Below are 11,344 nucleotides of genomic sequence, written 5' to 3' on the forward strand. Positions count from 1 at the left end.
GACCAGGCGCATGTCTTCATCGCCGCCTGCCGCGCCGCCGGCGTGCCGGCGCGCTACGTCAGCGGCTATTTCCATGCACCCGATGCGCCCAGCCTCGCGAGCCATGCCTGGGTCGACGTCTGCGTCGACCGGGCCGCGCGGCGCTGGCTCAGCGTCGACATCACGCACCGCTGCCTGATGGACGAGCGCCACGTGCGCCTGGCCGTCGGCCCCGACTACGCCGCCTGCTCGCCGATCCGTGGCGTGCGCGAGGGCGGCGGCGACGAGACGATGCGGGTCAGCGTGGACATCGGCGTCCTGCCCGACGCCCCCGAGACCCTTCCCGAAACCGCCGTGCTCACCGCCCAGGAGCCCTGAATGTCCATCCATGTCGCGCTGAACCACGTGACCCACTACCGGTACGACCGGCCGATCAACCTGGGCCCGCAGACCATCCGGCTGCGGCCCGCGCCGCATTCGCGCACCCGCGTGCTGAGCTACTCGATGCGCATCGAGCCGGCCACGCACTTCATCAACTGGCAGCAGGATCCGCAGTCGAACTACCTGGCCCGGCTGGTGTTCCCGGACAAGACCACGTCGTTCCGCATCGAGGTCGACCTGGTGGTCGAGATGTCGGTGCTGAACCCGTTCGATTTCTTCCTCGAACCGGCGGCCGAGCATTTCCCGTTCGAGTACGACGCGTCGCTCGCGACCGAGCTGGAGCCGTACCGCCACAAGGCGCCGCTGACGCCGGCCTTCGAGAAGTACCTGGCCAGCATCTCGCGCGAGAAGATGCAGACCACCAACTTCCTGGTCGCGCTGAACCAGCGGCTGCAGAAGGACATCGGCTACCTGATCCGCATGGAGCCGGGCGTGCAGACGCCGGAGCAGACGCTGGTCAACGCGAGCGGCTCGTGCCGCGATTCCGGCTGGCTGCTGGTGCAGATCCTGCGCCACCTGGGCTTCGCATCGCGCTTCGTGTCGGGCTACCTGATCCAGCTGAAGAGCGACGTGAAATCGCTCGACGGCCCGAGCGGCACCGAGGTCGACTTCACCGACCTGCACGCCTGGTGCGAGGTCTACCTGCCGGGCGCCGGCTGGATCGGCCTGGACCCCACGTCGGGCCTGCTGGCCGGCGAGGGCCACATCCCGCTCGCATGCTCGCCGGAGCCGTCGTCGGCCGCGCCGGTGAGTGGTGCGCTGGACGAGTGCGAGACCGAGTTCGAGCACCTGATGAAGGTCACGCGCATCTGGGAGGCGCCGCGCGTGACGCTGCCGTACAGCGATGCGCAGTGGGGCGAGATCGAGACGATGGGCCACCGCGTCGACGACGACCTGCGCCGCCACGACGTGCGGCTGACGCAGGGCGGCGAGCCGACCTTCGTCTCGGTGGACGACCGCGACGGCGCCGAATGGAACACCGACGCGATGGGGCCGACCAAGCGGCTGCTGAGCGCCGACCTGATGGACAAGCTGCGCCGCAAGTACGGCGACGGCGGGCTGCTGCACTACGGCCAGGGCAAGTGGTACCCGGGCGAGCAGCTGCCGCGCTGGTCGCTGAACCTGTTCTGGCGCAAGGACCGCGAGCCGGTGTGGACGCACCCCGAGCTGTTCGCCGACGAGCACAAGGACTACGGCGTCACCGACGTGCAGGCGCAGAAGTTCCTCGAAGGCGTTGCGCAGCGCCTCGGGCTGGACGGCAAGCATGTGTTCCCGGCGTACGAGGATGTCTGGTACTACCTGTGGCGCGAGCGCAAGCTGCCGACCAATGTCGACCCGTTCGACACGAAGCTCTCCGACGCGCTGGAGCGCGAGCGCCTGCGCAACGTGTTCGGCCAGGGCCTCGACAAGGTGGTGGGGCATGTCTTCCCGGTCGCCCGCAACCCGGCGAAGAACGGCCCGCGCTGGCAGACCGGCCCGTGGTTCCTGCGCGGCGAGCGCTGCTACCTGATTCCCGGCGATTCGGCGATGGGCTACCGGCTGCCGCTCGATTCGCAGCCCTGGGCCAAGGACACCGACCTGCCGTGGGTACATCCGCCCGACCAGTCGCAGCCGTTCGCGCCGCTGCCGCCGTACCGCCGGCTGCGCCATGCGCCCGGTGGGAGTGACGCGGCCGGCGGTGCCACGCCGGCCTGGGAGCGCAGCGAGACGGGCGCCGGCGGCTTTGCCGGCCGCTCGCGGGCCGCGCTCGGCCTCGGGGTGTCGGCCGCGCGCAGCGCCGTGCCCGAGGTTCCGGTGCGCGCCCCCGCGGCGAACGAATCGGCCAGCGGGGTCACCCGCACCGCGATCAGCGCCGAGCCGCGCGGCGGGCGCCTCTACGTCTTCATGCCGCCGGCGACCGCGCTGGAGGATTACCTGGAGCTGGTCGCCGCGGTCGAGGACACCGCGCTCGAGATGAAGCTGCCGGTGATCCTCGAAGGCTACGAGCCGCCGAAGGATCCGCGGTTGTCGACGCTGCGCGTCACGCCCGACCCCGGCGTGATCGAGGTCAACATCCACCCGGCGCACAGCTGGGGCGAGCTGGTCGAGCAGACCACGCACCTGTACCAGGCGGCGCACGAGACGCGGCTGTCGACCGAGAAGTTCATGGTCGACGGCCGCCACACCGGCACCGGCGGCGGCAACCACTTCGTGCTGGGTGGCGCCACCGTGGCCGATTCGCCGTTCCTGCGCCGGCCCGACCTGCTGGCGAGCATGGTCGGCTACTGGCACAACCACCCGGCGCTGAGCTACCTGTTCTCGGGGCTGTTCATCGGCCCGACCAGCCAGGCGCCGCGCGTCGACGAGGCGCGCAACGATTCGGTCTACGAGATCGAGATCGCATTCGCCGAGCTGCAACGGATCGCGGCGCAAGGCAACGGCTACACGCCGCCGTGGCTGGTCGACCGGCTGATGCGCAACCTGCTGATCGACGTGACCGGCAACACGCACCGCGCCGAGTTCTGCATCGACAAGCTGTACTCGCCCGACGGCCCGACCGGCCGGCTCGGGCTGCTGGAGATGCGCGCGTTCGAGATGCCGCCGCATGCGCGCATGAGCCTGACGCAGCAGCTGCTGATGCGCGCGCTGGTGTCGCGCTTCTGGCAGCGCCCGTACCAGCCGCCGCGCCTGAAGCGCTGGGGCACCGAGCTGCACGACCGCTTCATGCTGCCGCATTTCATCTGGCAGGACCTGTGCGACGTGATCGAGGAGCTGAACCAGTTCGGCTACACGTTCCAGCCGGAGTGGTTCGCGCCGCACCTGAACTTCCGCTTCCCGCGGCTGGGCGATTTCAATGCGATGGGCACCGAGGTGGAGCTGCGGCTGGCGCTGGAGCCGTGGCATGTGATGGGCGAGGAGGGGGCGCCGGGCGGCACGGTGCGCTTCGTCGATTCGTCGGTCGAGCGGCTGCAGGTGCGGGCCACCGGGCTGGTCGGCGACCGCCAYGTGCTGACCTGCAACGGCCGCGCGATCCCGATGCAGCCGACCGGCAAGGTCGGCGAGTTCGTCGGCGCCGTGCGCTACCGCGCGTGGAACCCGCCGTCGGCGCTGCACCCGAGCATTCCGGTGCATGCGCCGCTGACGATCGACCTGGTCGACAGCTGGATGAGCCGCTCGCTCGGCGGTTGCCAGTACCACGTCGCGCACCCGGGTGGGCGCAACTACGACACTGCGCCGGTCAATGCGTACGAGGCGGAGGCGCGAAGGCTGGCGCGCTTCTTCCGCGTCGGCCACACGCCGGGCGTGATGGCGCTGCCGAAGGACGAGCGCAACCCGAACTTCCCCTTCACACTGGATCTTCGACGGGCGCCGTTGTAGGTTTGCGGCTTTTCGCTGCAAAGGCGCGTGGGGGGAGGCCATGGCGCGCCGGACGGGTCGGTCTTCCACAGCCTCCTCGCACGCGCCTTTGCTCGCGTCCATGTGCGAATCCGGGCGCGTACGCGGCACCGCGTATGACAAACTGGCGACTGGTTTGAAGTCGACACATGCTCAGAACATTGCTTGAGGGATACGCCGTCCACGAAGGTCGCTACGACGAGTTGCTCGCGGCGCCCGGCGCGCCCCGCCCCCACTGGGAAGCCTTCCTGGAGACCCTGGCCCAGCGCCAGGGTCCCGATATCGGCGACACCCTGTCGTTGATGGAACGCGAGATCCGCGAGAACGGGATCACCTACAACGTCTACGCCGACCCGCAGGGCGCCGACCGGCCCTGGGAGGTCGATCCGCTGCCGCTCCTGATCTCGCCCGCCGAATGGGACGAGATCGAGGCCGGCATCGCGCAGCGCGCCGAGTTGCTGAACCGCGTGCTGACCGACATCTACGGCCCGCAGGAGCTGCTGCGCAACGGCAGCGTGCCGCCATCGGTGGTGTTCGGCCACAGCGGCTTCCTGCACCAGGTGCAGGGCATCCGCCCGGCCGGCGGCGTGCACCTGTTCCAGTACGCCGCCGACCTGGCACGCTCGCCCGACGGCCGCTGGTGGGTCGTCGACGACCGCACCCAGGCCCCGTCGGGCGCCGGCTATGCGCTGGAGAACCGCCTCGTCGTCTCGCGCGTGTTCCCGCAGATGTTCCGCGACCTGCACGTGCAGCACCTGGCGGCGTTCTTCTCGAACCTGCGCGAATCGCTGCTGCGCCTGGCGCCCAAGGGTGACGGGCCGCCGCTGATCGGCCTGCTGACGCCGGGGCCCTACAACGAGACCTACTTCGAGCATGCGCTGCTCGCGCGCTACCTCGGTTTCGCGCTCGTCGAGGGCAGCGACCTGACGGTGCGCGACGGCTGCGTCTGGATGAAGACGGTCGACGGCCTGAAGCGCGTGCATGCGCTGCTGCGCCGCCAGGACGACGCCTATTGCGATCCGCTCGAGCTGCGCTCCGATTCGGCGCTCGGCGTGGCCGGCCTCACCGACTGCGCGCGCCGCGGCACCGTGCTGCTCGCGAATGCGCTCGGCTCCGGCGTGCTCGAATCCGGCGCGCTGCTCGGCTACCTGCCGCAGCTCAGCGAACAGCTGCTCGGCGAGCCGCTGCTGCTGCCCTCGGTCGCCACCTGGTGGCTGGGCGAACCGGCGGCCTTCGAAGACGCCTGGAAGCGCATCGACCACCTGATCATCAAGCCGCTCGACCGTTCGGCCAACGAGCCGGCGGTGTTCGGCGCCGACCTCTCCGACGACGAACGCCTGCTGCTGCGCGCCCGCGTGGCGGCGCGCCCGCAGCGCTACGTGGCGCAGGAATGGGTGCACGTGTCGCAGGCGCCGGTGCTCGAGCGCGAGCCGCGCGGCACCGGGCGCCACGGCGAGCACCTGAGCGCGCGCACCGTCGGGCTGCGGGTGTTCGCGGTCGCGACGCCGAACGGCTACCGCGTGATGCCGGGCGGCCTGACCCGCGTGGCCGGCGACGACGACGACCGCGTCATCGGCATGCAGCGCGGCGGGCGCTCGAAAGACACCTGGGTGCTGTCCGACCGGCCGGTCAACGCGTCGTTCTCGCTGCTCACGCGCACCGTGACGCCGCCCGACCTGGTGACGACCAAGGGCAACGTGCCGTCGCGCACCGCCGAGAACCTGTTCTGGTTCGGCCGCTACGGCGAGCGCTGCGACGCGTCGGCGCGGCTGCTGCGCGTCGCGGTGGCCGGCGTGCTGGGCAACGTCGATGCGCGCGCCGACGACCCGGAAGACGGCCTGACGCCGACGCTCGCGCTCGCGAAGCGCATGGGGCTGATCGATTCGCTCGACAACGTCGGCACCGAGCTGCTGCGCGCCGCGACGCACCCCGAAGAGGGCCTGAGCGTGCGGCTGCGGCAGCTGCTGCGCGTCGCGTTCAGCCTGCGCGACCGCATGTCGGCCGACAACTGGCGCACGCTGAACCAGCTGATCGCCGACCCGGTGTTCCAGCGCGGCGGCTCGCTCGCGCTGGCGCTGGCCTGGCTGGACCGCGCGGTCACGTCGATGATGACGTTGTCGGGCTTCGTGCTCGACGGCATGACGCGCAGCACCTCGTGGCGCTTCCTGTCGATCGGGCGGCGCATCGAGCGGCTGTCGAACCTGTGCCTGACGCTGAAGGTCGCCACGCGCGAGGGCCGCAGCAGCGGGCTCGACTGGCTGCTGGAACTGGCCGACTCCACCGTCACCTACCGCTCGCGCTACCTGGTGGCGCCGGAGTGGCTGCCGGTGCTCGACCTGCTGCTGCGCGACGACACCAACCCGCGCTCGGTCGCCTTCCAGGTGAAGGGGCTGGTCGAGTACGTCGACAAGCTCGAACGCACGCACGGCCGCTTCGCGAGCGACGTGCTCGCCCCGGCGCAGGCCGCGCTGCTGGCGCTCGGCGCGCACGACCTGCACCCCGAGAGCGAGGCGCTGGCCACGGTGATCGACCAGCTGCAGCGCGCCGCCTACACGGTGTCGGACGAGCTGACGCTGAAGTTCTTCTCGCACGCCGCCTCGCGCAGCGTGCTGTCGCTGGTGGCGTGATGGCAGCCGCGCGCTACACCGTCGAGCACGAAACCCGGTACGCGTATGCGGCACCGGTCTCGCAGTCCTGGCAGCTGGCCCGGCTCGCGCCGCGCGAGCTGCCGTGGCAGAAGCTGCTGTCGCATTCGCTGCAGATCGACCCGCCGCCCGACGAGCGCCACGAGGCGCCCGACAGCTTCGGCAACACGGTCACGCATTTCGGGCTGCACGGCGCGCACCGCCTGCTGCGGGTGCGCATGGCCTGCACGGTCGAGGTCGGCACGCGGCCGGTGTGGGCGTCGGCGACGCAGCCCTGGGAATCGGTGCGCGATGCGGTCCGCAACACGCCGACGCTCGGTGCGCTGGAGCCGGCGTGCATGTGCGAGCCGACGGTGCTGGTGCCGCTGTCCGAAGGTGCGCGGCTGTATGCGCGGACGGCGCTCGCGCCGGGGCGCGACTGGTTTGCGGCCCTGTCTGCGCTGACGCAGGCGATCCACGACGATTTCGAATTCGAGGCCGGGGCGACCACCGTCAGCACCTCGGTCGACGAGGTGCTGTACCAGCGGCGCGGCGTCTGCCAGGATTTCGCGCACCTGATGATCGCCTGCCTGCGCGGGCACGGTCTGCCGGCGCGCTACGTGTCGGGCTACCTGCTGACCGATCCCCCGCCGGGGCAGCCGCGGCTGCTGGGGGTCGATGCCTCGCATGCCTGGGTGGCCGCGTACTCGCCGGCGCACGGCTGGGTGGAGTTCGATCCCACCAACAACCAGCTGGCCGACGAGCGCTACATCACGCTCGCCTGGGGCGCCGACTTCGCCGACGTGGTGCCGCTGCGCGGCGTGATCCTCGGCGGCGGCGAGCAGCAGCTCGATGTGTCGGTGAGCGTGACGCCGGTGTGATGCCGGCGGGATGCCGGGCCGATGCGGGTTTTCGTGCGGTTCATCCGTACAGCGAACGAACTGGTCGGTGCACGCCACTCAGCAAGCAGTGCCCCTGGATGTCCTCGGTGAGCCGGAGCGAGTCGAGTGGGGGGCCGTTTGAGCTTGAGGAGACTTGCTCATGCACGGTTCGATCTTCTTCCATCCGCACGGCAATCAGTTTCACGTGCCGCGTCGCGAGGACGCGGCCGATTCCACGAGCGCTCAGGCGTCCGACGATCCGGCGAAGCGTGCCAAGGAGGCCGTGACGCAGCTGGAGGCGCTGGTGGCCGACAAGATCGCGTCCAAGGTCGGCGACCTTGCAGAAGAGCTGTTGTCCAGCGGCCTGGTGACCCAGGACGAGAACGGACACTACCTGCCGGCAGCGCCGCCGTCGTGCGCGCCCCGCTATGCACGCGCACGGAACGTGCCCGCCCAGGCCCGGCGGCGGGCCGAGTTCGCGATCCGGCGCGGCCTCAACCGGCCGCGCACCGAGGGCCACAAGGCATTCAGGCGCGGCGGCGATGCCGGCACGCTGGTGTCGACCGTGACGGGCACTTCGGCACTGTTGTGGGCGGACTGCGCGCTGTTCCGGACCGGACTGAATGCCGCGACCTCATCGACCGGCCCCGGCTTCGCGCCTCCTGCCGGGGGCCTGCAAGCTCTCGGGATCGCAGGCGGCGTGGCGGCCGRCTGCTCGCTGATCGACGGCCTCGACATGTTCAACGCGTTCCTCGACGCGGTCGACGAGCAGGACCGCCGGAAGGTCGAGGTGGTCGTCTTCTATCGGCACTTCCAGGAATACCTCGCCAACCGTGCGAGCGGGCAGCCGTCGAGCCCGGAAGTGGTTCACGGCTTCCGCTGCTGCCAGGCGGCGCTCTCGCGATGCAAGCTGTTCGACAAGGCGGCACGCCAGGCCTGGCGACGCTGCTGCGCCGCCGCGCTGCGAGACACCGGCCTGTCGACCGTCACCGCGTTGCTGGGCGTCGCCGGCATGGGCATGAAGATCGCGTCGGGCGCCAACCTCGCGTCGCTGGGCCTGGGAACGGCCGGCCTCGCGCTGGGTGCGGTGGCTTTGCCCTTGTCGCTCGCGTGCGCCGGCATCGATGGCGTGGTCGGACGCCAGGAGATCAGCTTTCGCAAGAAGGAGTACCGCCGCTGCAAGGCCCATTGCGGGCATCTTCAGCGGCAGATCGACAGCCTGGCCGGGACCGATGCGGCGCTTCGCAGCGCCGACCATGACCTGCTCATCCAGGTGCTGAAGGGCGCGCAGAAGCGACAGCGGCGCCTGATGAAGCAAGCCCGCCACGAGATGCGTTGCGGGCGCACTCGCCTGGCCAAGGCCGTTGTCAACGCTGCCGTGTGCACGCCGCTGGCGACGGGCGCGATCGTCACCGGGGCCGTCGCGACGGCGGCGGTGGCATGGCCTGTCGGCGTGGCTGCCACGGTCGTGGGCGGGGCTGTTGGCGCGGYGTACCTGGGAAGCTATGTCGGCAAGGCGGCGACGCGGGAGGAAATGCGCGCCCGCCTGCGCCGCGAACAGTACGACGCCACCCTGCTGGCCGCCACCACCTCGGCCGCGGACCGGGCCCGTCTTCGTGAGGAGATGAAGAAGGACGGGAAGGAGAGGCCGTTGTCGGTGGCGGCGACGCAGGGCTACTGGATCGGCGGCCGGGATGGCTTTGCCGGCAGGTCCATCCACACGGTCAGTCCCGACACCCAGGTGGTCGCCGCGCTGGACGAGTTCGCCGGGCTGCTGGCACGCCGACCCGCCGCGGGCTATCCGGACCCGGTACTCGAGTCGCACATCCAGGCGGTCGTGGCGCTTGCCGACATCGACGGGGTGCTGTTCAACGACATCGAGGGGATGATCCGTGCAGACTCCGAGAAGCTGCGCCAACAGGCCGTGCATCCGCGCGACATCGAATGGCGCGAACTGATCGCCCGTCGCGAGCAGTACGCCGCCGTCTTCGGACTGCCTGCGGAACCGCCCAAGCTGGCGCCGGGGGCACTGCTGCCGAGCTTCCATGCGGCGTGCTGGATCGTGCGCCTCGGCAAGAGCCGGAACCCCGAAGCCGGCAGGTTCGTGAAGCTCCTCGAGGGCCACCTGAAGGGAGAGCAGATCGACCTGCATGCGATGAACGAATGGCTGGACCGCAACGGCCATCTCGCCAGATCGTCCGCATTGACGACCGACGAGATGTGGGCTGCCGCGGCCCGCCTGTTCCGCAGCGTGCCGCCGGCGCTGTTCATCGATCAGACGAAGTCGTTGTTGAAGGCGGTGGCCAGGGAAACCGGCGACCGCAAGGGGTTCGCGTGGCAGCAGGGCAGCGCCGTGCACCGCGACCTGAAGGCGTTCTGCCGGTTTGCCGAGACGCGCTGGGTGCCGGCGCATCAGACGACCCAGCGCATCCGCGCCGGGTCGGCAGGCGACACCGCGGTCGCACTGACCGAACTGTGCAGGCTGCACGGCAAGTTTCCCGGCAAGACCTGGTCGGGCGATTCGAAAGGGAATTTCCATTGCGATCTGGACGGCCAGCAGGTGGCGCTCATCCGCGCCGACGCGCTGAAGGCGTGGGTGGAGCGAGATGACGACACCCGGCTTCCGGCAATTGAAGAGCGCAGCCGTGCACCGGCCTCGGCGATGCTCTGGTTGACCAATGGGCCCGGTGCCGGCGTGGACGAACGCTTCATCCAGGAGGCCGGGGTGGCTGCAACGCTGCAGGAGATCGAACTGTCCTTCAGCAACTCGCAGCGCCCGGGCAAAGGCCTGCTGCACGCACGCCGGTTCCCGCCCGGCGCCGCGCCCGATTCATTCCGACGGCTCGAAGAGAACGCGAAATCGACCCGTCGTGTGGCATTGACAGGTTCCTCGACGCAGTCCTCCAGCCCGTGGGCTCTGCTCGAGAGGCAGGACGGCCCGGGCCTGCAAGGATGGCTGCTGCAGGCAAAGGGCAGTTCGGTGACCTACCCGAGCCTGGAGGCGGCTGTGCAGGCCTTCTGCACCGAACACCGGCAGAAAGCCGCCCGCGCCGTTTTCCTCGTGAATCCGCCCTGACCGCACACCCTTCTACAATCCGGGCCCCACTCCCGTTGTGCCCATGTTCAAGAACGCGCTCCTCTACCGCATCGACCAATGGAACCCGCCGCCCCTCGAAGAGGTGGAAGAACGCCTGGCCGGCAGCCGCTTCACCGCCTGCGGTGCCACGCAACCCGAATCCGCCGGCTGGCTGCAGCCGCGCGGTGACAAGGAGGGCGCGCTGATCGAGAACATCGGCGGCCAGCTGGTGCTGCGCCTGGGCGTCGAGCGCAAGGCCGTGCCCTCCTCGGTGATCAAGGCCGAACTCGAGGCCCGGCTCGACCGCATCGAGGCCGAGACCGGCCGCCGCCCGAAGGGCAAGATCGCCAAGGAGCTGAAGGAGGAGATCGTGCAGGACCTGCTGCCGCGCGCCTTCCCGAAGCGTTCCGCCACGCTGGTGTGGATCGACGTTCGCGCCGGCTTCGTCGTGATCGACGCGGCCAGCACCGCCAAGGCCGACCGTGTCGTCACGATGCTGGTCGAGCTGCTCGGCGGCGGCATCCGGCTGAGCCTCGCGCAAAGCGCGATCTCGCCCGCCACCGCGATGGCCGAATGGCTGACCAGCAAGGAAGCGCCGGCCGGGTTCACGGTCGACCGCGAATGCGAGCTGAAGCAGCCCGACAGCGAGAAGGCCACCGTCAAGTACGCACGCCACACGCTCGACATCGACGAGGTCGGCCAGCACATCGTGCAGGGCAAGCTGCCCACGTCGCTCGCGATGACCTGGTCGTCGCGCGTGTCCTTCGTGCTGAGCGATGCGATGACCATCAAGAAGCTCAAGCTGCTCGACGTGGTGCTCGAAGGCACGTCCACCGCCACCCGGGACGAAGACCACTTCGATGCCGATGTCGCGCTGGTCACCGGCGAGCTGAAGCAGCTGATCCCCGCGCTGATCGAGGCGCTGGGCGGCGAGCTGCAGCGCGATGCCGTCACCGGCGCGGCGGCGG

Annotated in this window: 6 protein-coding genes; all 6 read left to right on the forward strand. The window is 70.2% G+C overall.

Going from position 1 to position 11,344, the window contains the following annotated elements; all coding sequences use genetic code 11:
- Positions 1-357: transglutaminase-like domain-containing protein (locus AC1DXV_RS24665; RefSeq protein ID WP_477936019.1), on the forward strand; the 357-nt coding region annotated here is incomplete at its 5' end.
- Entirely contained in the window at positions 358-3,777 is a 3,420-nt protein-coding gene (locus AC1DXV_RS24670) for a transglutaminase family protein (protein WP_477936021.1), read from the forward strand.
- Between the two features lie 167 nt (positions 3,778-3,944).
- Complete coding sequence (locus tag AC1DXV_RS24675) at positions 3,945-6,422, forward strand: circularly permuted type 2 ATP-grasp protein (RefSeq protein WP_477936023.1); 2,478 nt, start codon at positions 3,945-3,947, stop codon at positions 6,420-6,422.
- Positions 6,422-7,300 carry a transglutaminase family protein gene (locus tag AC1DXV_RS24680; RefSeq protein WP_477867186.1) on the forward strand — a complete coding sequence of 293 codons (879 nt, stop codon included), beginning with the start codon at positions 6,422-6,424 and terminating at the stop codon, positions 7,298-7,300. Before AC1DXV_RS24675 ends, AC1DXV_RS24680 begins: the two co-directional genes overlap by 1 nt.
- 160 nt (positions 7,301-7,460) lie before the next feature.
- Positions 7,461-10,376 carry a hypothetical protein gene (locus AC1DXV_RS24685; protein ID WP_477936025.1) on the forward strand — a complete coding sequence of 972 codons (2,916 nt, stop codon included), beginning with the start codon at positions 7,461-7,463 and terminating at the stop codon, positions 10,374-10,376.
- A gap of 43 nt (positions 10,377-10,419) precedes the next feature.
- On the forward strand, positions 10,420-11,344 hold a 925-nt coding region (locus AC1DXV_RS24690), incomplete at its 3' end, for a recombination-associated protein RdgC (protein WP_477936027.1).

It is taken from the genome of Rhizobacter sp. P3_C12, assembly GCF_056402735.1.